This is a genomic window from Methylovirgula ligni, from assembly GCF_004135935.1.
Lineage (GTDB): Bacteria > Pseudomonadota > Alphaproteobacteria > Rhizobiales > Beijerinckiaceae > Methylovirgula > Methylovirgula ligni.
The window spans coordinates 1,706,441-1,726,305 of sequence record NZ_CP025086.1; the positions used below are offsets into that span (position 1 = coordinate 1,706,441).

The 19,865-nt window shown below is 61.8% G+C and carries 26 protein-coding genes; 18 read left to right on the forward strand and 8 right to left on the reverse strand.

The annotated features are described in order from the left end of the window. The first annotated feature begins 3 nt into the window (after window positions 1-3). Genes CWB41_RS08210 through CWB41_RS08250 form a run of 10 tightly spaced genes read left to right on the forward strand, consistent with a single transcriptional unit; the run spans window position 4 to window position 4,623 of the window. Entirely contained in the window at window positions 4-549 is a 546-nt protein-coding gene (locus tag CWB41_RS08210) for a hypothetical protein (protein WP_115834745.1), read from the forward strand. Continuing rightward, a complete protein-coding gene (locus CWB41_RS08215; RefSeq protein ID WP_115834744.1) occupies window positions 539-1,312 on the forward strand; it encodes a 4Fe4S-binding leucine-rich repeat protein in 774 nt (257 codons plus the stop codon). The genes CWB41_RS08210 and CWB41_RS08215 overlap by 11 nt, the downstream gene beginning before the upstream one ends. Next, on the forward strand, window positions 1,309-1,623 hold the full coding sequence (locus CWB41_RS08220; protein ID WP_115834743.1) for a nitrogen fixation protein NifZ: 315 nt from the start codon (window positions 1,309-1,311) through the stop codon (window positions 1,621-1,623). The genes CWB41_RS08215 and CWB41_RS08220 overlap by 4 nt, the downstream gene beginning before the upstream one ends. Next, on the forward strand, window positions 1,620-1,868 hold the full coding sequence (locus CWB41_RS08225; protein ID WP_115834742.1) for a nitrogen fixation protein NifZ: 249 nt from the start codon (window positions 1,620-1,622) through the stop codon (window positions 1,866-1,868). The genes CWB41_RS08220 and CWB41_RS08225 overlap by 4 nt, the downstream gene beginning before the upstream one ends. Window positions 1,869-1,907: 39 nt before the next feature. Further along, window positions 1,908-2,174 carry a DUF6129 family protein gene (locus tag CWB41_RS08230; protein WP_115835443.1) on the forward strand — a complete coding sequence of 89 codons (267 nt, stop codon included), beginning with the start codon at window positions 1,908-1,910 and terminating at the stop codon, window positions 2,172-2,174. Between the two features lie 8 nt (window positions 2,175-2,182). Beyond that, window positions 2,183-3,379, forward strand: a complete 1,197-nt coding sequence (locus CWB41_RS08235) for a DegT/DnrJ/EryC1/StrS family aminotransferase (protein WP_245411157.1) — start codon at window positions 2,183-2,185, stop codon at window positions 3,377-3,379. A 35-nt stretch (window positions 3,380-3,414) separates the two neighbouring features. Then, a complete protein-coding gene (locus tag CWB41_RS08240) occupies window positions 3,415-3,723 on the forward strand; it encodes a 2Fe-2S iron-sulfur cluster-binding protein (protein WP_115834740.1) in 309 nt (102 codons plus the stop codon). Between the two features lie 14 nt (window positions 3,724-3,737). Beyond that, on the forward strand, window positions 3,738-3,962 hold the full coding sequence (locus CWB41_RS08245; RefSeq protein ID WP_115834739.1) for a hypothetical protein: 225 nt from the start codon (window positions 3,738-3,740) through the stop codon (window positions 3,960-3,962). A 6-nt stretch (window positions 3,963-3,968) separates the two neighbouring features. Beyond that, window positions 3,969-4,136, forward strand: a complete 168-nt coding sequence (locus CWB41_RS16170) for a hypothetical protein (protein WP_165204176.1) — start codon at window positions 3,969-3,971, stop codon at window positions 4,134-4,136. A gap of 58 nt (window positions 4,137-4,194) precedes the next feature. After that, a complete protein-coding gene (locus CWB41_RS08250) occupies window positions 4,195-4,623 on the forward strand; it encodes a group II truncated hemoglobin (protein ID WP_115834738.1) in 429 nt (142 codons plus the stop codon). A 24-nt stretch (window positions 4,624-4,647) separates the two neighbouring features. On the opposite strand, the gene CWB41_RS08255 is transcribed toward CWB41_RS08250, so the two are convergent. Then, window positions 4,648-4,887, reverse strand: a complete 240-nt coding sequence (locus tag CWB41_RS08255; RefSeq protein ID WP_115834737.1) for a hypothetical protein — start codon at window positions 4,885-4,887, stop codon at window positions 4,648-4,650. A gap of 187 nt (window positions 4,888-5,074) precedes the next feature. On the opposite strand from CWB41_RS08255, the gene irrA reads away from it, so the two are divergent. Continuing rightward, entirely contained in the window at window positions 5,075-5,563 is a 489-nt protein-coding gene (gene irrA / locus CWB41_RS08260) for an iron response transcriptional regulator IrrA (RefSeq protein ID WP_115834736.1), read from the forward strand. Between the two features lie 152 nt (window positions 5,564-5,715). Then, entirely contained in the window at window positions 5,716-5,928 is a 213-nt protein-coding gene (locus CWB41_RS08265; protein ID WP_115834735.1) for a TOBE domain-containing protein, read from the forward strand. A gap of 204 nt (window positions 5,929-6,132) precedes the next feature. Here CWB41_RS08265 and CWB41_RS08270 read toward each other — a convergent pair whose 3' ends face one another. Then, window positions 6,133-6,954 (reverse strand): uroporphyrinogen-III synthase, encoded by an 822-nt coding sequence (locus CWB41_RS08270; RefSeq protein ID WP_115834734.1) that lies wholly within the window; start codon window positions 6,952-6,954, stop codon window positions 6,133-6,135. A gap of 119 nt (window positions 6,955-7,073) precedes the next feature. Between CWB41_RS08270 and CWB41_RS08275 the strand changes: the two genes are divergently transcribed. Beyond that, window positions 7,074-8,510: an NAD-dependent succinate-semialdehyde dehydrogenase gene (locus CWB41_RS08275; RefSeq protein WP_115834733.1), complete on the forward strand. Its 1,437-nt coding sequence runs from the start codon at window positions 7,074-7,076 to the stop codon at window positions 8,508-8,510. On the opposite strand, the gene CWB41_RS08280 is transcribed toward CWB41_RS08275, so the two are convergent. Next, the gene (locus CWB41_RS08280) at window positions 8,507-8,788 is read right to left on the reverse strand and encodes a phosphopantetheine-binding protein (RefSeq protein ID WP_115834732.1); all 282 of its coding nucleotides are present in this window, start codon (window positions 8,786-8,788) and stop codon (window positions 8,507-8,509) included. The genes CWB41_RS08275 and CWB41_RS08280 overlap by 4 nt on opposite strands. A 228-nt stretch (window positions 8,789-9,016) precedes the next feature. Here CWB41_RS08280 and CWB41_RS08285 point away from each other — a divergent pair, with 228 nt between their 5' ends. Both CWB41_RS08285 and CWB41_RS08290 read left to right on the forward strand, forming a co-directional pair. Next, window positions 9,017-10,228 (forward strand): acyl-CoA dehydrogenase family protein, encoded by a 1,212-nt coding sequence (locus CWB41_RS08285; protein ID WP_115834731.1) that lies wholly within the window; start codon window positions 9,017-9,019, stop codon window positions 10,226-10,228. 4 nt (window positions 10,229-10,232) lie between these two features. Beyond that, on the forward strand, window positions 10,233-11,159 hold the full coding sequence (locus tag CWB41_RS08290) for an amino acid--[acyl-carrier-protein] ligase (protein WP_115834730.1): 927 nt from the start codon (window positions 10,233-10,235) through the stop codon (window positions 11,157-11,159). Between the two features lie 98 nt (window positions 11,160-11,257). On the opposite strand, the gene CWB41_RS08295 is transcribed toward CWB41_RS08290, so the two are convergent. Genes CWB41_RS08295 through CWB41_RS08305 form a run of 3 tightly spaced genes read right to left on the reverse strand, consistent with a single transcriptional unit; the run spans window position 11,258 to window position 13,623 of the window. Next, the gene (locus CWB41_RS08295) at window positions 11,258-11,992 is read right to left on the reverse strand and encodes an SDR family NAD(P)-dependent oxidoreductase (protein WP_115834729.1); all 735 of its coding nucleotides are present in this window, start codon (window positions 11,990-11,992) and stop codon (window positions 11,258-11,260) included. Then, window positions 11,985-13,367, reverse strand: a complete 1,383-nt coding sequence (locus tag CWB41_RS08300; protein WP_115834728.1) for an ANL family adenylate-forming protein — start codon at window positions 13,365-13,367, stop codon at window positions 11,985-11,987. Before CWB41_RS08300 ends, CWB41_RS08295 begins: the two co-directional genes overlap by 8 nt. Beyond that, window positions 13,354-13,623 (reverse strand): acyl carrier protein, encoded by a 270-nt coding sequence (locus tag CWB41_RS08305; RefSeq protein WP_115835442.1) that lies wholly within the window; start codon window positions 13,621-13,623, stop codon window positions 13,354-13,356. Before CWB41_RS08305 ends, CWB41_RS08300 begins: the two co-directional genes overlap by 14 nt. 50 nt (window positions 13,624-13,673) lie before the next feature. On the opposite strand from CWB41_RS08305, the gene CWB41_RS08310 reads away from it, so the two are divergent. Further along, on the forward strand, window positions 13,674-14,564 hold the full coding sequence (locus CWB41_RS08310) for an acyl-CoA acyltransferase (protein ID WP_245441012.1): 891 nt from the start codon (window positions 13,674-13,676) through the stop codon (window positions 14,562-14,564). Continuing rightward, the gene (locus CWB41_RS08315) at window positions 14,561-16,225 is read left to right on the forward strand and encodes a thiamine pyrophosphate-binding protein (protein ID WP_115834727.1); all 1,665 of its coding nucleotides are present in this window, start codon (window positions 14,561-14,563) and stop codon (window positions 16,223-16,225) included. Before CWB41_RS08310 ends, CWB41_RS08315 begins: the two co-directional genes overlap by 4 nt. On the opposite strand, the gene CWB41_RS08320 is transcribed toward CWB41_RS08315, so the two are convergent. Continuing rightward, window positions 16,222-17,016 (reverse strand): branched-chain amino acid aminotransferase, encoded by a 795-nt coding sequence (locus tag CWB41_RS08320; RefSeq protein ID WP_245411156.1) that lies wholly within the window; start codon window positions 17,014-17,016, stop codon window positions 16,222-16,224. The genes CWB41_RS08315 and CWB41_RS08320 overlap by 4 nt on opposite strands. Window positions 17,017-17,233: 217 nt before the next feature. On the opposite strand from CWB41_RS08320, the gene CWB41_RS08325 reads away from it, so the two are divergent. Continuing rightward, on the forward strand, window positions 17,234-18,145 hold the full coding sequence (locus tag CWB41_RS08325) for an alpha/beta hydrolase (RefSeq protein WP_115834725.1): 912 nt from the start codon (window positions 17,234-17,236) through the stop codon (window positions 18,143-18,145). On the opposite strand, the gene CWB41_RS08330 is transcribed toward CWB41_RS08325, so the two are convergent. Further along, window positions 18,140-19,843, reverse strand: coding sequence for a long-chain-acyl-CoA synthetase (locus tag CWB41_RS08330; RefSeq protein WP_245441013.1), 1,704 nt, complete (start codon window positions 19,841-19,843; stop codon window positions 18,140-18,142). The genes CWB41_RS08325 and CWB41_RS08330 overlap by 6 nt on opposite strands. Between the last annotated feature and the right edge of the window lie 22 nt (window positions 19,844-19,865).

The window sequence follows — 19,865 nt, forward strand, 5'->3', positions numbered from 1 at the left end:
CTGATGATCGGATCGGCACGGCAGCGCGCACCGGAAGGGACAGCGCCTGAAGACGCGCTACTGGCAAATGCGCTTCTCGGTGGCGGACTTCCGTCTGAAGCCGAGGAGCATTTGATTGCCGCCAGCCTGTCCTATCATCACGACGAAGTTGCCGAGGCTCATCTGCGCCAGGCCGAGGCTTTGGCGCCCGGTCACGCGGCGGTTCTCATCGGCCTCTATCGTTTTTATTTCTACAAGGGGCGCCTGCACGAGACGCTCGACATCGCACGCCAATGTCTCGCCAAGGCGCAGCGCGAGTTAAATCTTCCGGCTGCCTGGCGCGATATCTCACCGCGCGATGCGATCTTCGATCGCTTCGAGGAGATGATGCCGCGATTCTTTCTCTTCACCCTTAAAGGCTACGCCTATCTGCAGATGCGCATCGGCAATTTGAAGGAAGGCCAGGATGCGATCGACAAACTGCTTGAGCTCGATCCGGTCGACCGGATCGGCGCCAAAGTGTTGAAGGATATTCTCATTGGCGCGGAGCGTGGCGACGATGAGCCATGACATAACAGAGGCGGTCGATTGGCGCGGGAACGCGGTCGATTGCGAAGCCTGCCCGCATCGGGACTTGAAGGAACGCGGTTTGTGCCGGCCGGGGCATGCCTGCGTGAACGATCGCTATGCCCGCCGCATCGACCGCTTCTTCAACTGGAATCCGGCGCTGGCCGACAGCTATTTAAAGCACGAGCATTTCGAGGTTCGCGCGATCGCGGCCAAACACGCGACAGTGTTTCTCTTGCCGCCCCTGCTTGATGATCCGGACGAGGCCGTCCGCTGGAATGCCGCGCGGCGTCTGCCGGTACGGCTGATCATGAAGCTGCGCCACGATCCGCATCGCGAGGTTCGCATCCGCGTCGTGACGCTTCTCGAGGACCGGGATCTCGTCGCGATGATGGACGATCCCGACTATTACGTGCGCCTTGTCATTTGCCGCAAGATCGACCGCAACCTCCTCTTGAAAATGGTGCATGATGAAGAGACGGAGGTGCGGCGTGTCGTTGCCGCGCGTCTGCCGCAGCAATGGCTGACGCGCATGGCGGACGATGACGAAGCGGTGGTGCGTCTGGAAGTTGCGCGCCGCCTGCCTCCCGACGCTCTGCATCTTATGAAGAACGATCCAGATTGGCGTGTGCGCTACGAAGTCGCAAGCCGCGTGGATGTCGCCGAGGTCGCTGGCCTCAGTGACGATGAGGATTCTCTGGTCCGCGAGATTGTGCTGGCGCGTCTGACCGATGAATCCGCTCGGGTAACGGATATTTCGAGATGAGCAATATCTCCCGCGACAGCGACGTCGTCGAACTCAACCAGCCGCCGTTCTTCTCCTATGGCGAGAAGGTGAAGTCGAAGCGGATGATCCGCAATGACGGGACCTATGCCGGCAAGGAAATCGGCGAGATTCTCGCGAACAAGGGCGAGATTGGCTACGTCGTTTCGATCGGGACATTCCTGCAGCAGTTTTACATCTATGGCATCGAATTCATCGATAGCGGAAACCGCGTCGGCATGAAGCGCAAGGAACTCGAGTCCCTGCGCCCCGCGGATAGCGAAGACCTGCCGTTGCCGGGAGTACCGCGATGACCCCGTTCGAGCCGCGGCTTCCCAAACACCAATGGGGCCAGCGCGTGCGCGCTGCGGTCGATCTCTATAACGACGGTTCGTTTCCGAGCGCCGAGGAGGGGAGCCTGCTGGTGAGCACCGGTGCGGCTGGCGAGATCGTTCAGGTCGGGACGCACGCGGAATCCAACACGCCGGTCTATCTCGTCGAATTCGGCGAGAAGCTTGTCGTTGGTTGCCTGGAAGAAGAAATCGTCCCGATCGGGTAGGCGCATCGCGCGCGTGGCAGGGAGCGTATGGGAAAAGCCGTGGCCTTAAGCAACGAAGATTTAGCGGAGATCGGGCGGATGCTTGCTGATGCGGGCGATGACGACCTGTTCCCCGCGCTTCGGCAACGCTTTCCCAAGCTTTTCTTCACGAGGTGCGATGCCTCCGATGTCGGCGAGACGCCGTTTATCAGCAGTGCGCAATTCGACGTTCATCTCATCGACAGTGCCGATCACTGCGTACAGATCACCGCGGACCCTGTGCGGGCGACAGGCATTGTGCTCGCGCGGCGGAGCGTCACGTCATGACCAGCTCGATGGCAGGTGAAGCTTCTCCCGGTTCTGGCGATGCACCTGACGGAGGCGCGGAAAGCACGTTCATCCCGCTATCCGACCCTGATATTTCGCTCGCGGAACTTGAGGCAATCGATCAGGTCATGCGGTCGCCGCGGCTTTCGAGCGGGCCGACGGTTGAGGCCTTTGAATCGGCCTTCGCCAATCATCTCGGCCGCAATCATGCCGTGGCGGTGCCCAGCGGCACTTTGGGGCTTTTGATAACCTTGGCGGCTCTGGGAATCGGCGAAGGGCATGAGGTGGTCGCGCCCTCCTATTCCTTTCGCGAGACGGCCCATGCGATCGCGCTGGCGGGAGCGCGACCGGCCCTGGTCGATATCGACTATTGGTCCGGGACCATCGTTCCAGACAAGGTCGAGGCGGCGATCTCCGAAAGGACGCGCGCGATCGTCGCGGGCAACAGCAACGGACACCCCGCGCAATGGGACGAACTGCGTGCGATCGCCAAGAAACACAACATTCTGCTCATCGAGGATTCGACCGAAGCGATCGGCTCAAGATACAAGGATACGCTGGTCGGAACATTCGGCGACGTGTCGATCTTCGATTTTTCGCAGCCGTCCCCGTTGACGACCGGCGAAGGCGGTATGATCGTCACCGACGATATCGACATAGCGGTTGCCTTGCGCCGCCACCGCTCGCATCGGCTACAGGAGCGCGCTTCCGTCGTCGTCGGCTCGGCCGCGCCCTATCAGGCAGGGATGAGCGAGATTGCGGCGGCGCTCGGCCTTGCGCAGCTGACGCGGCTCGAAGAAATTCTCGAACGGCGGCGCTCGATTGAGCACTTCTACTACAGGCATGTCGCGTCCTTCGAAGGGATCAAGGATCCTTACAAGGCACCGGAAGCGACCGAGGTAAACTGGTTCCTCTATCTCGTCCATCTCGGGACGCGATTCTCGAAATCCAGTCGTGATTCCATCGTCGATGATCTCGTCGTCGAAAAGGTCGAGGCGGCGGCCTATTGCAATCCATTGCATCTGCAACGCCGCTATTTCGAGCTTGGCTATCGCCGCGGTGATTTGCCGGTGACGGAAAAGATCGCCGATCGTGCAGTGGCTCTGCCATTTCACGGGCATCTGACCGACGATCAGATCGAGTTCATTGTTGCGACGATGAAAGACGCGTCGATCAACGTGGGCGCGGGCGCGGCGATCTATTAGCCGCACAACATACGAGGAAAGTGAGGAGAGGTTCTATGTCGCTTTTAACGATTATGCCGTCCGGGAAGTCGATCGAGGTCGGAGAGGGGACCAGCCTGCTCGCCGCGATTCTCGCCGCCGATGAAAGCATCAACCACAAATGCGATGGCAATGCGTCTTGCGGCACGTGTCATATCTTCGTGCAGGAAGGCCGAAAGGGGCTGTCGAAGATCTCGCGCGAGGAAAATGAAAAACTCGATTCCATTGTCGGCGTCGGCTCGAAATCCCGGCTCGCCTGCCAGGCCAAAATTCTCGGTACCGAGAACATCAAGGTGGAATTGCTAGGCTTCGGCTCTGGCTTCTGACAGCGGAGAAAAAGATGGAAGCGGATAAAGTCATCATCAATGTCCGGTTCATGCCAAACGGTGCCGTCTCCGAGATCGGCGAGCGGCCTGCCGAGCGTACACCGCAGCAATGGTTCGACTTCTTGAGCTTGAATGCCGGGGATCATTATCAGGCATTGGCGGGTGGCCGCGGCGTCTTCCGGCTGATCCGGGGGCAGGTCGATAATCTCAAGACAGAGGCCTTGACGGCGGCGGCGTGAGGGCTTGTGACAGTCGCACAATTGATCGCGGAATTGGCGAAACTGCCGGGCGAGGCCGTCGTTCTCGTTGACAGCGGGGACGGGCTGTCGCTTGTCGGCGGTTTCGATTTCGTCTCGGCAGCAGGCCCCGGCGCACCCGCCGAGGTGATTTTGCTGCCGAATATGGAGGAGTGAGCGAAAGTGCCAGAATCGATGACCCCGGCAGCAAGCTCGCGTGCGGTGGGAGCCGCCAATGGGTGAGGCCGAGGCGCTCGGTGCGACGATGTTCGAGAGGCTGGGCGGTGCCGACGCTATCGATCGCCTGGTCGAGGCCTTCTATCATCGCATGGATATTCTTCCGGAAGCCAAGGGGATTCGGGCTATGCATGGCCGCGATCTCGGACCCGTCAAGCAGGTGCTGAAGCGTTATTTGTCCGAATGGACCGGCGGCCCGAAGCTTTATACGCCGGAAAAAGGCCACCCGCGGCTGCGCCAGCGACACGTGCGTTTCCCGATCGACGTCGCGGAGCGGGACGCCTGGCTGCTTTGCATGCGCGGCGCGCTCGAAGAGACGATCGAAGACGCTGCGGCTCGGCACGAGATCGACGAATCCTTCACCAAGCTTGCGGACTGGATGCGCAACCAGGCGGAAAATCCGCATGACACGCGCGGGCATATCTAGCCTCACCGCGAAATTCAGGCCGCGCTAGAGCGGTATGCCAAAGAAATTCTCCTCGTCGCCGCCCCAGGCGCGATGCAAGGCCAGCGCGCTACGCCATTTTGTCGACTCGATCTCGTCGGCATTGCGGTGGGCGATGTGACCGCCGGGGTTCTCCGCCAGCAGATAGGCGCGGCCGTTGCGGAGAAATCGGTTAAGGGCCTTGGTGTCGTTCGGTCGCACGACGCAGCGCGGCGTATCGTCAACGAGAATGGTGGTCGGCAGCATGACACCTCTCAACATTTGCCCTGATCAATGAGCAAGGCTTAGGGAGCAAAGGCCTTGCCAGCCGAACTGAGCGGCTGCGTACTCATGCGACCTTGTGTCTGGCACGGCCCTTGCGCAATCCCCTTTGGTCGCGATGGCATTGTCGGAATGCAGACAATGCCGCGAGTGGCATGAGAGGATTTTTGCAATGACAGGGTTGCCGTTGGAAAATATCGTCGGCCGTCCCGCTTTATCCGAGCGGCGGATGCAATCGATCCTAGCCGGTTACGGCTTGCGTGCCACGCGTCAACGGATCGGCCTGATCAAGCTTCTGTTCGGCGCTGGCAACCGGCATGTGACCGCGGATGTCCTGGCGGCGGAAGCGCAGGCGGTGCGCATGCCGATGTCGCTCGCGACGGTTTATAACGTTCTCAATCTTTTCGCGGAAGTCGGGCTTGTGCGCGGCCTGCCGATCGATACCGGGCGTATGGTGTTCGACACCAATACGTCGAATCACAGCCATTTCTTTTTTGAAGACACAGGCAAGATTTCCGACATTCCGTTCGACAGCGTGCGTTTGGCCGAGCACGTCACGCCACCCAAGGGCTATGAAATCGCAAAAGTCGATGTCGTGGTGCGGCTTCGGCCGATCCCCTCAAGCCGTCTCGTCAGCTCGAATGAATCTCCACTAGATTAATTCTTTCGTTGGGAGTCGCATCCTCGGCGAAAATCGAAAAGAATTAGGTCTTCGCAAATACCCGGAAGAGAAGTATTGTCCACATTGCCGCGCTCGTTCTCGTCGGAAAAGTCAGACAACTTTTCCGCAATGGGCTCCAGAGGAGCAATGTGATGAAAATTTCCGGACGCAATTTCATTCCCGGCAAGGTGATCGAGGTCAAGGAAGGGGCGACGACCGCGCATGTGCGCGTTGAGATCGCCGGCGGCACGATATTGACCGCCTCGATCACCAATGAGGCCGTCGCCGATCTCGGCTTGAAGAAGGGCGAGACGGTCCACGCGCTCATCAAGGCATCCGATGTGATGATCGCGGTTGGAGATTAAGCCGTATGTCTTCGGACATAGCATATTGAAATTACCGCCGCCGGCGCCGGACGGTTGCCGCGATGCCGCAGCGATCTTTGCGCGCGTTTGATCCGGCACAATGTAAGTAATTCCAGGTTTGCAAGAAAGGTGGGGGTTCAGCGCCGGAGCCCCTTAGCCACGCTCCAAGCTTCCTCGCTATCCCAAATGTCGAGAAAGCGAGTTCTAGCTTGCGCGTTGCGCGTTCCAGGCCGCGATGCTGCGCACCAGTGGCTTCATGTGGAAAGCCGCTTCCGGTTGCAGAATGTTGGTGATGCCGAGGCGCTGCAGCGTCTCTTCAACAACCGGACCGATCGATGCGACCGCGACCCGCGTGAAGGCGTCTTTCAGAGGCTGTTCCAGTCCCGCTTCCCGCGCGACCGAAAAGAGCCGATCGACTTGCGGCGAGCTGGTGAAAGCGACCACGTCGATATGGCCTTCGATCAGGCTTTTGATTGCGGCGACGACCTGCGCCGTCTCGGTCTGCGTGGCGTAGCGGTAGGGCGTCACCGGCGTGAGCACGGCGCCGCGCGCGCTGAGGCCGGCAAGCAATGCGGCCGTGCCGTCTCCCGGATAAAGCTGGACGCCGATTCGCCTTCCGGCGATGTCTTCTGGCGCCAGCGCCGCGAGCACCCCTTCCGAAGTCGGGGTCGTGGCGGAAAGGCCCGGTGCGAGCCCTATCTCGCGTAGCGCGCGTGCCGGCTTCGGTCCTCGGGTGATCGAGCGGATTTTGCCCAAAGCCGCGACGAAAGCATCGCCGCGCTGCGTGCGCCGGGCGAGCGCGAGGAGCCGGCGCAGTCCCTCGCCGGTGAGCCAAATGACATCCTCGAACGCACCGCTGATCAGGGTATCGAGCCAGGCTTCGGCCGCGCGGCTGTCGTCGAGATCGAGGATCTGCACCAGCGGACAGCGGATCACGCGGGCGCCTTCGTCCTCGATCATGGTCGTAAAGAGGTTGAGTTCGCGGCTCTCGGGAACAAGGATCGTCAAATTATCGAGACTGCCCATATCACTTCCTGGCATCGGCGGCTTGCCGCACTAATTTTCGATTCAGGATTAAGAGAGGCGCAATTTGTACCGCGGCGCAAGCGCTATAAATTAGCAAGCGGAACGCCTGTGAGGATGCAATGGATTACCCTGAGGTTCAGCTTCTGATTGGCGGCAAATGGCGGGCCGCCGCTGCCGGGCGGACGATCCCGGTCCTCAATCCTGCGACGGAGGAGGTGATCGGTCATGTCGCCCGCGTCGAGATCGCCGATCTCGATGCGGCGTTGACGGCGGCCAAAACCGGCTTCGCGCTTTGGCGCGACATATCCGCCTTCGAGCGGGCGAAGGTGCTGCGCCGCGCCGGCGATCTGCTGCGCGAACGCCTTGAGCGTATCGCGAGCCTGATGACATTCGAACAGGGCAAGCCGCTGGCTGAAGCGCGGATTGAGGTTTTGGCCGCCGCTGATACGCTTGATTGGTTCGCCGAGGAGAGCCGCCGCGCCTATGGCCGGGTTGTGCCGGCGCGGGCGCCCAATATCACCAATCTGGTGCTCAAGGAGCCTGTCGGTCCTGTCGCGGCCTTCTCGCCCTGGAATTTTCCGCTCAACCAGATCGTCCGCAAGCTCGGCGCGGCGCTGGCGGCCGGCTGTTCCATCATCGTCAAGGCGCCGGAAGAGACGCCCGCTTCGCCAGCCGAATTGATCCGCGCCCTGGCCGATGCGGGTGTTCCCGCGGGCGTCGTCAATCTTGTCTATGGCGTGCCGGCGGAAATTTCCGAATATCTCATTCCGCACGAAATCATCCGCAAGATATCCTTCACCGGCTCGACCCCCGTCGGCAAACAGCTCGCGGCCCTCGCTGGCAAATACATGAAGCGGATCACGATGGAGCTCGGCGGTCATGCGCCGGCCCTCGTCTTCGATGATGCTGACATCGAAACAGCCGTGAAGCTTCTCGCCGCCGCCAAATTTCGCAACGCCGGCCAGGTCTGCACGGCGCCGACGCGGTTCCTCGTTCAGCGGAATGTCTATGGCGCTTTTGTCGACCGGTTTGTCGCGGCGGCGCAGGCTTTGAAGATCGGCGATGGCCTACTGCCGGAGACGCAGCTCGGCCCGCTCGCCAATTCACGCCGCGTCGAGGCGATGGATGCTTTCATCGCCGATGCGATCGGGCAGGGCGCCGAGCTGTGCACCGGCGGCGCGCGGATCGGCAACAAGGGCTATTTCTTCGCGCCGACCGTCCTTGCCAATGTGCCGCTCTCGGCGCGGGTGATGAACGAGGAGCCGTTCGGCCCGCTCGCGCTTGTCAATTCCTTCGCTGATCTCGACGAGGCATTGGCTGAAGCCAACAGATTACCCTATGGGCTCGCATCTTACGCCTTCACCCGCTCGGCGGCGGTGAGTTCGGCGCTCGCGGCACGGCTCGAAGCCGGCATGCTCGGCATCAACCAGACGCAGATCGCCTGGCCGGAGTTTCCGTTCGGCGGCGTCAAGGAGAGCGGCTATGGTCGCGAAGGCGGCAGTGAGGCAATTCAGGATTATCTCGTCACCAAACTGGTGACGCAGGCGGCGAATTAATTCGCGGCTTCGACTGGCGCGAGCTTGTTCACCAGCGACGTGATCGTCGCGACCGAACGGAAATTCTCTGGCGTTATGCCCGACTGCGGAATGGTGATGTCGAAGGCGGCCTCGATCGCCAGCATCAATTGCACCATGTCGACCGAGGTGACGCCCTGGCTGACGAGATCGGCATTGGCGTCGACCGGACGATCGATGCCGTTTCTTTTTAAAATATCTCCGACCAACGCCGTCACTTTGTCCCGCACCACGGTCCGCTCCGCTATTAGAAGGTCCATCAATTTAGACCATTTTCTAGCAAAATGAGATACCAATACAAATAAAATTGTAGCTATTAACTATGGATGGTCATTATTTGTCGGGTACTCCGACCATGCTAAGTTAACTACGGGTAGAATATCAAACAGCGTTGCGAAACGTAGTCATAGACTAAGCAGACAGTTTGTTTAAATTCTTCGCGATAGAACGCTTTGCATTCGCGCAAACTCAAGCGAAATGGGTCAGGTATGGAAGGCCGCAACGCTCAGGCGCGCCACGATCCGCTCGACTTCGCGGCTTCCGCGGCTGATCTGAAAGCGCGGGTCGAAGCTGTCGCCGAGATCGCAGCCGCCGAAGCCAATGCCGTCGATGCCGAGGCGCGTTTTCCCGCAGCCGCGATCGCAGCGCTCCGCAAAAACTGCTTGTTGAGTCTCCTGGTGCCGATTGAATTCGGCGGCGAGGGCGTGAGCTTTGGTGAGGTCGCCGACGCCTGCTACCGGCTCGGTCAGGCGTGCTCCGCGACGGCGATGATCTTCGCTATGCATCACAGCGCCGCTGCCTGCGTGGTCCGACACGGAAAGGCCAGCACCTGGCATAAAAATCTGTTGCGGCGAATTGCGGACGAGCAATTACTGGTCGCCTCCTCCACGACGGAAGGACAAAGTGGCGGCAACGTCCGCTCCAGCGCCGCGCCGATCGAACAGGACGGCGAAAAGATTACGCTCACGCGCGCGGCGACGGTCATCTCCTACGGCGCCGAAGCCGACGTGATTGCCACTACTGCGCGCCGCACAGAAGAAGCCGCGGCCTCGGACCAGGTGCTCGCGATCTTCTGCAAGTCCGATTACGTACTCGATCCGCTTTCAGGCTGGAACGCGCTTGGCATGCGCGGTACGACGAGCGCCGGCTTCAGGCTCGTCGCGCACGGCGCGCGCGAGCAGATCATGCCTGAGACTTACGAGCGCATCCACGCGCAGACGATGCAGCCCGTCTCGCATCTGCTTTGGGCGAGCGTCTGGGCGGGCATCGCGGCCGATTCCGTCGCGCGGGCGCAAGCCTTCATCCGAAAGGCGGCGCGGCAATCGGGTGGCGCGCTTCCGCCGGGCGCCGCGCATTTCACCAAGGCGCGTTCCTCTCTGCAGATGTTGCGCTCGCTGGTTGCCGCCGGTCTCACACGTTTCGAAGCGGTGGCCGATGATCCGCAGGCGCTCGCGACGCTCGATTTCCAGTCTGCGACGGCGCTGACCAAGGTCGAGGCGTCGGAGCTTGCGGTCGCCACCGTATTGAGCGCCATGCGCGCCGCCGGCCTCGCGGGCTATCGCAACGACGGCGAATTCACGCTCGGGCGGCATTTGCGCGATGTTCTCTCCGCGCCGATCATGATCAACAATGATCGCATTCTTGCGAATGTCGCCAACACGACGCTAATGAGCGGCCCACCGGCCTCGTTGCGGAGCTGATCGAATGAGCGCCCCTTTAAAGAATCCGAAGCCCGAACCTGCATCGAACGATCCGCTTGGTGCGCTTGCCGAGATTCTCTGGCGCCCGCTCGGTATCGATGGCGTTTACGGGCGTACGGGTGCTTACGAGACGGTTCTCGGCAAGCTTGATGCCTACATTTCACGTGAGCGTGACCCACGCGCCGAGGTGCTGCGCTTTCCGCCGGTGATGAGCCGCCGTGATCTCGAAAAGAACGGCTATCTGAAAAGCTTCCCGAATCTGCTTGGCTGCGTGTGCGCGCTGCATGGCTCGGAAACGGATATCCGTGCTGCGGCGGAGCGGGCGGACGGCAATTGGACCAGCGCGCTCTCGCCGGCGGATCTCGTCCTGACGCCCGCCGCATGCTATCCGCTCTATCCGATTGCGGCGGAGCGCGGTCCCGTGACGCACGGGGGCGCTTATTTCGACGTTGCCGCCGATTGTTTTCGGCATGAGCCGTCACGGGATCTCGATCGCCTGCAATCCTTCCGGATGCGCGAATATGTCTGCATCGGAACTCCCGATGAAGCCGACGATTTCCGCGAAGGCTGGATCGCACGCGCCAAGGATTTGATCGCGGCGCTCGGGCTTTCTTACACGGTCGCTCCGGCGAGCGATCCTTTCTTTGGCCGCACCGGTCAGATGATGGCGGTGAGCCAGCTTCAACAGGCGCTGAAATTTGAATTGCTGATTCCGGTACGTTCCGGCGATTCACCGACGGCTTGCGTGAGCTTCAATTATCATCGCGATCATTTCGGTCTGACATGGGGCCTCTACGACCATGCCGGCGACGTCGCGCATACCTGCTGCGTCGCCTTCGGCATGGACCGTCTGACACTGGCGCTTTTCCGCGCGCATGGCGTGGATGTCGCGCGATGGCCGGCGAGCGTAAGAGAAGCGCTGAGCCTCTAGAACGCTAGATGTTCGTATCGAATCGTCGTTTGCTTTCGAGTGTTTTCGGCCGCATCGGATTTACCCGAAAACCGCTACGCACTTTTCGGTCCGATGCTCTAGGCAGTACCACCGGCGTCTATGGTCATGACGGTGCCGGAAATGTTACGGCCGCCGTCGCCGAGCAAAAATTCCACTGCATTTGCTACGTCCTCGACGTCCGCCAGCCGTTGCAGGGCGCTGCGGCGTGCGATTTTCGCGCGATCATCCTCGCTGAGTGCATGGGTCATCTCCGTGGCGATGAAGCCCGGCGCGATGGCATTGACCGTGATCCCGATCCGGCCGAGTTCCCGCGCGAGCGAGCGGGTGAAGCCAATGAGCGAGGCCTTGGTCGCGGAATAGACCGAGAGGCCGCTGAACCCCGAACTCGCGACGATCGAGGCGATATTGATGATACGCCCGCGGCCACTGGCGAGCATCGCGCGCGAGATATATTTGGTGAGCAGTATCGGCGATAGGATGTTGAGCCGGATCAATCGTTCGATGTCATCGTTCGGCATTGTCGCGAGAACGCCCGCCGTGCCGATACCGGCATTGTTGACGAGCCCATAAATCGATCCGAATTCTTTGCGCAGGCGCGTTGCAAGCGCCGGAAGCGCGCCGGTCTCGCTCAAGTCGAAAGGCACGAAGGCGATCTTTCCGGTCGCTGCCGCATCCGCCTCGGCGATCGCGTGTTTGAGAGCATCGCTTTCGCGCCGGGCGATCACGATGACGCGGTAGCCTGCCTTCGCGAGGCGCCGTGCAATGCCGAGACCGAGGCCGCGACTGCCGCCGGTGACGAGAACGTTAAGCATTTTGGCGCACGAGCTTTCCCGCCGGCGTCACAGCAAGCGACGATACGAATTTGATCGCGGCAGGGACCTTGTGCGCGGGCAGAGCCGCGCGGCAAAAGGCGAGAATGTCTTGCTTCAGCGCATCGCTCGAATCGCCGGGCGCGACCGAATCGTTCAGCACGATGTCAGCGACGACGATCGCGCCGGTAATCGGATTGCGCCGCGCGCTGACAAGCGACATCTTGACCTGCGCATGCTTGTTGAGGATTTGTTCGACCTCCTCAGGGTGTACCTTGAGGCCGCCGACGTTGATGATGCCGCCGCGCCGCCCGACGAAATAATAGCGTCCGCCACGTTCGGCTACGAAGTCGCCGCTGTCGATAAAGCCATCCTCGTCCATCAGCGTTTGCGATGCGCCGAGGTAGCGGCTCGCGGTGCGCCTCGAGCGGATATGCAGCGTGCCCTCTATGACTTTGAAACTGGGATCGCGATCGCCGTCGAGGATTTCCGCGGGGAAACCTTCCAGCCCGTCGTTGACCTCGAAGCCGACCCCGGCCTCCGTCGAGGCATAGGCATGACCGATGGCGGCCTCTGGATATTGCCGCTTCAACGCATCGAGAATGGCTTGATCGGCAATTTCGCCAGAGAGGCGCACATAGCGGGGTGCAATCAGATTGCTGTCCGAGCTCATCAGCGCACGGCGCCAATGCGACGGCGTTCCCGAAATATGCGTCACGCCGTGCGCCGCAAGCCGCTGCAGATGTTCGGGGACGGGCTCGTGGGCGTCCGACAAGACCATTGATCCATTGCCGAGCAGAGCGCGCAGCAATATCTGCAAACCGCCATAGCGGCGGATGTCATAGAACGTTGCCCAGACGGGCGGCTCGTCGGGCTGCGCCGGTTTGATCGCGCCCGTCAAAGCCGCGAGTGAATGGACGACCATTTTCGGTACGCCGGTCGTGCCGGAGGTTAGCAAAACCCATTCGGTCGCGACTGGGTTGAAATTGGAATGAACCGGGCGCAGCGGCAGCTTGCAGGCAATCAGGGCAGGCAGATCGACGCCATCGAACTCGGCGGCGTCGCGATCGGTGATAATCGCCTGCGCTTCTGCCGTCGCCGCAATTGCCGCAAGATGAGCGAGCGGCAGGTCCGGCGGGCAGATGACGAGCCGGCGCACGGTGCCATCGAGCGCGACAAGCGCCTGAGCCGCCGTAAGCTGATCCCGCGTCGCGAGCACCACCGATCCGCCCGCGAGCGCGGCGTCGTCTTCAATTGCTGTGCCCTGCGCCAGGGCGGCCAGCGCGACGCTGCCATGCGCGCCCCACAACATGCGCTCCGTCCCAGCCGTGTTGGCGGCGAGAATCTGGCGCAATGTGCCTGGCTCAGGCAGCGGCATTCTCGTAGAACCTGACGAAGTCGCCGAGCGTGACCGGAAAATCGAGGTCACCGGAGGTCGCAAATGGATCATAGCCCAGATGATCTTCGAGCCGTGCGACAAGGGTGGCGAAGCCAAGCGAATCGAGCCCGGAGTCCGCTAGAAGCAGATCGTCGTGCAGGGGCTGAATTTTGAGCTTTTGTTCAGCCGCGATCCGCTCGATCTCGGAGAAGATCGTTAACCTAACAGAGACGGATGTGACGCTTTCACTTGGCATCTTTGCCAGATACATTAAATTCAAAGACGATACAATTAGCTAGGGCCTTCATGGTGAACGCGTTATCGCCGGTGCGCCCGACGGCTCTGCGCTGCCGCGAAATTGGCGAAGCTGATCTCGGCGCTGTTGTCGATCTGCTGATGCGCGGCTTCCCCGGCCGTCGCGCATCTTACTGGACGCAAGGGTTCGCGCGTATGGCGGCGCTGGACGTTCCTGCCGGCTATCCGCGCTTCGGCCTCATCATGGAGAGTGGCAGGGTGCCGGTCGGCGTGATCCTGACCCTGTACCATCTGAGCGGCGATGCGGTGGAGTCCGTGCGCTGCAATCTCTCGAGCTGGTATGTTGTGCCGGCCTTCCGTCCTTATGCGTCGCTATTGATCTCTATCGCGCTCAAGCGCCGCGACGTCACTTACATCAACATTTCGCCGGCGCCGCCAACCTGGCCGATCGTGGAAGCGCAAGGGTTCAAACGCTATGCCGCCGGTCAATTCGTGGCTTTTCCGGCGCTCGAACCGACTAGCCGCGGCGTCTCCGTCGCGCAATTCTCATCGGCAGCGAATTACGCGGGGCTATCCGACGACGAACGGCAGCTCCTCGCCGATCACGCGGCTTTCGGTTGCCTCAGCCTCGTCTGCCATACGCCGGGCGGCGATCTGCCTTTCATCTTTACCGGCTTCAGCATCCGCGCCGGCCGTATTCGGCTCCCCTGCGCGCGGCTCCTCTATTGCCGCGATATGGCGGATTTCATCGCTTGCGTCGGTGCGCTCGGCCGATTTCTGCTCTGGCGGGGCATCGTCGCGGTTCTGCTCGACGCCGACGGCACGATTCCGGGGCTGCGTGGCTTCTATACCGAAAGGCTGGGCCGCAAATACTTCAGGGGCGCGAAGCCGCCGCGGTTTGGCGATCTCGCCTATAGCGAACTTGCAGTGTTCGGGTCATGACATCGCGTAGCGCCGCACAGGTTCTGGTCGACCAACTGGTCGGCAATGGCGTCACACATGCGTTTTGCGTGCCCGGCGAAAGCTTTCTGCCCGTGCTGGATGCGCTGCGCGACAGCCCCATCAAGGTCATCATCTGCAGGCAGGAAGGCGGCGCTGCGATGATGGCGGAAGCCATCGGCAAGGCGACGGGACGGCCGGGCGTCTGCTTCGTCACGCGCGGGCCGGGTGCCACCAATGCGACGCATGGCATCCACATCGCCCAGCAGGATTCGACGCCGCTCCTCATGTTCGTCGGTCAGGTCGAGCGTGGGTTTCGCGAACGCGAGGCATTTCAGGAGCTGGATCTGCGTGCCGTCTTCGGCAGCATGACCAAATGGACGAGCGAGATCGATGATGCGCGGCGCGTGCCGGAACTCGTCTCGCGCGCATTTTATGCGGCGACGGCCGGACGGCCGGGGCCCGTGGTCCTTGGTCTGCCGCGCGACATGCTCGACGAAAAGATCAATGTCGTGGACGCGCCGCCGTTCGCCCCAGTCGAGATCGCGCCGGGCGAGGCGGAAATCGCGCAATTCCGGAACATTCTGCTGCGCGCCGAGCGGCCGCTCTTCATACTCGGCGGCAGCCGCTGGAACGAGGCGGCCTATCAGACCATCCATGATTTCGCGGCGCGCTTCGATATTCCGGTCGTAACGAGTTATCGCCGCCTGCCACTCTTCGACCCGCTGCATCCGAGCTATGCGGGCGATCTCGGCATCGGGCCAAATCCTAAATTGGTCGCCGCAATCAAATCGGCCGATCTCATCGTCGCGCTCGGCGGGCGGCTGGGCGATATTCCGAGCCAGGGCTACCGGCTCTTCGATATTCCCGCACCGAAAATGCTCGTCCATGTGCATCCGGGCGTCGAAGAGCTCGGCCGTGTCTATCGTCCGCATCTTGCCATCAATGCCACGCCGACACGGTTCTGCGCGGCGCTCGGCGCGCTGGCAACGCCGAAGCACATTGCCTGGCGTAGCCTCACGGAAACTCTCCATCGCGACTATCTCGCCTGGACGGACGTGGCGACCCCGCAGCCGGGTAGCGTCAATCTCGGCGCGATCATGGTCTGGCTGCGCGAGGCCCTGCCGATTGACACGATCCTGTGCAATGGCGCCGGCAATTACGCGGCCTGGGTTCACCGCTTTTATCGCTTCCGCCGCTTCGGCACGCATGTCGCGCCGGCGTCAGGGTCGATGGGCTATGGCGTGCCCGCTGCCGTGGCGATGAAGCTCCTGAGGCCGGAGCGCCTCGTGCTTTCGCTCGCAGGCGACGGCGATTTCCTGATGAATGGGCAGGAGTTCGCGACCGCCGTGCAATATAATCTGCCCATCGTCTTCATCGTCTGCGACAATGCGAGCTATGGCACCATCCGCATGCATCAGGAGCGCGAATTTCCCGGGCGTGTCGTGGGTACAGATCTCCGCAATCCGGATTTCGCCGCTTATGCGTGTGCCTTCGGCGGGTTCGGCGTGACGGTGGAGCGGACGGAGGATTTTCCGGAGGCGTTCAAAGCCGCGCGTGAGGCGGGCGTGCCGGCCATCATCCATCTCAAGATCGATGTCGATGCCGTGACCCCGGCGACGACTTTGACGCATATTCGCGAGCAGGCGCGGGCGCGGTTCTAGCCATTGTGGGCGAAAGCCCAATAAAGCTCGCGCGCCCTTTGGAAGAACGGCCCAGGTTGCAACTGGCGGCCGTCAATTCTGATGATCGGGATGACCTTCGAGAAATTGCCGGTCGAGAAAATCTCGTCGGCCTGTTCGAAATCGGCATAGTTCAGCGTTTTCTCGACCACCGACACGCCGTCGCCGCGCAACAGAGCGATGACTCTCTGCCGCGTGATGCCGTCGAGGAATGTGCCATTCGGCGCCGGAGTGTAGACGACACCATCCTTGGCCATGAAGACATTGGCATTGCCGAGCTCGGCAATCGTGCCGAGCATGTCGCGCATCAGGCAATTGTCGAAGCCGCGCCGATAGGCTTCGATCAGCGCGCGGGCATTGTTTGGATAGTTGCAGCTTGCTTTCGCGTCGACCGGTGCGCATTCGAGGGTCGGACGGCGGAAGGGCGACAGCGTAACTGAAAGGCCGTTCGGCGCCGGCATCGGCGCTTCATAGATGCAGAGGCACCAGCGGGTCGACTCGGGGTCGAAGCGCACACCGCCACCGGTCGTGCCGAGTTCGGCCCAATACATGGGGCGGATATAGAGCGCGGCAGTGGGATCGAACCGTTTGAGGCCCTCGCGCGCGAGGCCAAGCCAGGTTTCGATCGGCACCACGGGTTTCAGCAGAAAGCGTTCCGCCGAGACGTTGACGCGGACAAAATGCCGGTCGAGATCAGGCGTCGTGCCCTCGAAGGCGCGGGCACCGTCGAAGACGACCGAGCCGAGCCAGGCGCCGTGGGTTCGCGGCCCCATGATGGCGACGTTGCCCTCGTGCCAATCGTCTTCAAAGAACGTCCACGTCTTGGTCGGAGCGGAGCCAACTTGGTTGCGCACGAGGAAAACCTTCGGATAGTTTCGCGGTCGGGCTTATGACCAAGCTTATGACTCTGCCGGGATTTTTAAGGCAATACTCATTTTGCCACTTTATCGTCGCGCGCGGAAAGATTGCCTGCGGCAGGGATAACAGTTTGTGACGGATTTGCTCGATCCCTATGCCAGGCGTCTGATCGATATGCTCGCGCTTCAGGGCGGCGATGCGGCTTCGCTCTCGATCGCAGAGCGGCGCGCCGCTTTCGCGGGCTTGATGCGCCTTGGCGGCCCGGGGCCGGAAATCCGTGCGGTCGAGACGGGCGCCCGCAACCCCCGGATTCGCGCCTATTGGCCAGACGGGGAAGCGACCACGGCGCTCGTCTTCTTCCACGGCGGCGGCCTCGTCGCAGGCGACCTCGGGACGCATGATGCCTTGTGCCGGGCGCTCGCGGCCGCAAGCCGCTGTGCCATTTTCGCTGTCGACTATCGTCTCGCGCCGGAAAACCCGTTTCCGGCGGCGGTGGACGATGCCCGCGCGGCGCTGATTTGGACATTCGCCAACGCCGATCAGCACGGTGTGAGCAGGATCGGCATCGGCGGTGATTCCGCCGGTGCGACGCTTGCCGCTGTCGCAGCGGCGCAATGGAATGCACGCCAGACGTCGAAGCTCGCCTTTCAGCTTCTGCTTTGCCCGATCTTTGACTTCGCCGGGCAGATGCAATCGAGCCGCTTGTTCCAATCGCCGATCCTCGACCAGGCGACGCTCGACCATGACGCGATGCTCTACACAGCGGGCCATGTGCCGGTTTCGGACCCATGCGTATCGCCGCTTCGCGCGTCGGAATTTGCGCATCTGCCGCCGACGTTTCTGCATACGGCGCAATGCGATCCGCTGCGCGACGAAGGCGCGGCCTATGCGGAGAAGTTGAGGGCGGCGAGCGTTGAGGTGCATCACACTTGTCACGCCGCCATGCCGCATCTTTTCTACGCGCTGGGGAGCGTCATTCCTTATGCGCGGAAAGCCGTGCCGGAGATCGGCGCAGAACTGGCCACCTGGCTGGCGCGTCTATAAGCGCAGCTTTCCCGCCGCGATGTGCGCGAACAAGCTTGCATCGAGCGGAACATAGGCGTCCCCCGTGTCGAAATAGAGCACGTCCCGAATTTCTGTGGGGTTGAACCCGTCGCGTGCGAGCTGTGCTCGCTTCTGCTTGAAGGTTTCCGTGGTCTCGATCGTCTCGCAGATGCGCAGAAACAGAGGCCGTGCATAGGGCGGCAGATGTTCCTGCACATGCGCATGAAAGGCGGCGAGATCGAACGCCGCGTCGAGGACGAGCGCCGCCATGCCCGCGCGGCCATCGGCACCCGGCACGAGGACCCCATAGGCTGTCGCCTCGACGACGCCCGGGCAGGCGGCCAGTGCTTCAGCGACCTCGAAGGTCGAGACGTTCTCACCTTTCCAGCGGAAGGTATCGCCGATCCGATCGACGAAATAATAAAAGCCGCGCGCATCCTTGCGCATCAGATCGCCAGTGCGAAACCAAGCATCACCCTCGGCGAACACATTGCGGAGGACTTTCGCCTCGCTGTCGGCGGCGCTCGTATAGCCCTCGAAGCGTGCGCCCGTCGTGTCCCTTGCCGCAATCTGGCCGATGGCCTCGCCAGCCTCGCCCGCCGCGGAGGGGATGCAGAAGCCGTTTTCATCGCGCAACGGCTCGCCATGCGTCACATCGAACTTCACGATCGCGGAGGGAAAGCGGTGCGCGAGAAAGGGCGGAACGCGGCCGATGGCGCCGGGCTCTCCCTCGACGTTGATGAGTGAGAACGTCCCTTCGGTCGCGGCATAGAATTCGATGATGTGCGGGATGCGGAAACGCTCCTGAAACGGCCGCCAGACATCGGCGCGAAGGCCGTTGCCGCAGGCGAGCCGCAAGCGATGGGCGCGCTCGTGGGGATTCTCTGGCACCTTCAGCAGATAGCGGCAGAGTTCGCCGATATATTGGAACAGCGTGCAGTCCCAACGCACGACATCATCCCAAAAACGGTGCACGGAGAATTTCTCCTGCAAGACGACCGCGCCACCGCTGACGAGCACGCTGCCGATCGCGACGATGCCACCGACACTGTGATACATCGGCAGGCAATTCATCATCCTGTCGTTGGCCGACGTGTTCAAAATCCCGGCGAACCAATAGCTCCAGGTCATGATGCGGCGATGGCTGATATTGGCCGCTTTCGGCGGGCCCGTCGTGCCGGAGGTGTAAATGCACAGCGCCCGGTCCGAAAGACGCGGTCCGGGATGCTCTGCGGCTGGCAATGGCGTCGTCGCGAAACTTTTCAACGCGACGTCGAGGTCCGTCTCGTGAATCCAAACTTGGGCTGCGAGTTTCGCTTGGCCGAGCGCAGCCTCGAGACCTTCGTGCAGCGAGGCCGAGACGATGATGTGCCGCGATTCGGCAATGGCGATGCAATGCGACAGCGGGGCACCGCGCAGGTTTGTGTTGAGGAGCGCGACGCTGCCGCCGGCGCGCGTGATGCCGAGCCAGATGGTCAGGTAATCCGGCTGGTTGGTCATCAGCAAGCCGACGGTCTTGCCATCAAGGTTTTGCGCCAAAGCCCAGCGCGCGACGGCATTCATGCGCGCGGCAAGAGCCTTGAAGCTGAGGGTGCCGCGATCCGAGAGCAGGGCAGGCGCCTCACCAAATTGCGCGGCCAATTCGTCGATCACAATGGGCAAGGTGCGCTGCGGCTCGCGCTCAATACGCGCGGTCAACTCAAGCGCGCGCAGCCACGCC

Bases quoted from the DNA above. Each gene is read 5' to 3' on its own strand.
- CWB41_RS08210 (WP_115834745.1), top strand. From the start codon at position 4: ATGATCGGATCGGCACGGCAGCGCGCACCGGAAGGGACAGCGCCTGAA.
- CWB41_RS08215 (WP_115834744.1), top strand. From the start codon at position 539: ATGAGCCATGACATAACAGAGGCGGTCGATTGGCGCGGGAACGCGGTC.
- CWB41_RS08220 (WP_115834743.1), top strand. From the start codon at position 1,309: ATGAGCAATATCTCCCGCGACAGCGACGTCGTCGAACTCAACCAGCCG.
- CWB41_RS08225 (WP_115834742.1), top strand. From the start codon at position 1,620: ATGACCCCGTTCGAGCCGCGGCTTCCCAAACACCAATGGGGCCAGCGC.
- CWB41_RS08235 (WP_245411157.1), top strand. From the start codon at position 2,183: ATGGCAGGTGAAGCTTCTCCCGGTTCTGGCGATGCACCTGACGGAGGC.
- CWB41_RS08240 (WP_115834740.1), top strand. From the start codon at position 3,415: ATGTCGCTTTTAACGATTATGCCGTCCGGGAAGTCGATCGAGGTCGGA.
- CWB41_RS08245 (WP_115834739.1), top strand. From the start codon at position 3,738: ATGGAAGCGGATAAAGTCATCATCAATGTCCGGTTCATGCCAAACGGT.
- CWB41_RS08250 (WP_115834738.1), top strand. From the start codon at position 4,195: ATGGGTGAGGCCGAGGCGCTCGGTGCGACGATGTTCGAGAGGCTGGGC.
- CWB41_RS08255 (WP_115834737.1), bottom strand. From the start codon at position 4,887: ATGCTGCCGACCACCATTCTCGTTGACGATACGCCGCGCTGCGTCGTG.
- irrA (WP_115834736.1), top strand. From the start codon at position 5,075: ATGACAGGGTTGCCGTTGGAAAATATCGTCGGCCGTCCCGCTTTATCC.
- CWB41_RS08265 (WP_115834735.1), top strand. From the start codon at position 5,716: ATGAAAATTTCCGGACGCAATTTCATTCCCGGCAAGGTGATCGAGGTC.
- CWB41_RS08270 (WP_115834734.1), bottom strand. From the start codon at position 6,954: ATGGGCAGTCTCGATAATTTGACGATCCTTGTTCCCGAGAGCCGCGAA.
- CWB41_RS08275 (WP_115834733.1), top strand. From the start codon at position 7,074: ATGGATTACCCTGAGGTTCAGCTTCTGATTGGCGGCAAATGGCGGGCC.
- CWB41_RS08280 (WP_115834732.1), bottom strand. From the start codon at position 8,788: ATGGACCTTCTAATAGCGGAGCGGACCGTGGTGCGGGACAAAGTGACG.
- CWB41_RS08285 (WP_115834731.1), top strand. From the start codon at position 9,017: ATGGAAGGCCGCAACGCTCAGGCGCGCCACGATCCGCTCGACTTCGCG.
- CWB41_RS08290 (WP_115834730.1), top strand. From the start codon at position 10,233: ATGAGCGCCCCTTTAAAGAATCCGAAGCCCGAACCTGCATCGAACGAT.
- CWB41_RS08295 (WP_115834729.1), bottom strand. From the start codon at position 11,992: ATGCTTAACGTTCTCGTCACCGGCGGCAGTCGCGGCCTCGGTCTCGGC.
- CWB41_RS08300 (WP_115834728.1), bottom strand. From the start codon at position 13,367: ATGCCGCTGCCTGAGCCAGGCACATTGCGCCAGATTCTCGCCGCCAAC.
- CWB41_RS08305 (WP_115835442.1), bottom strand. From the start codon at position 13,623: ATGCCAAGTGAAAGCGTCACATCCGTCTCTGTTAGGTTAACGATCTTC.
- CWB41_RS08310 (WP_245441012.1), top strand. From the start codon at position 13,674: ATGGTGAACGCGTTATCGCCGGTGCGCCCGACGGCTCTGCGCTGCCGC.
- CWB41_RS08315 (WP_115834727.1), top strand. From the start codon at position 14,561: ATGACATCGCGTAGCGCCGCACAGGTTCTGGTCGACCAACTGGTCGGC.
- CWB41_RS08320 (WP_245411156.1), bottom strand. From the start codon at position 17,016: ATGGGGCCGCGAACCCACGGCGCCTGGCTCGGCTCGGTCGTCTTCGAC.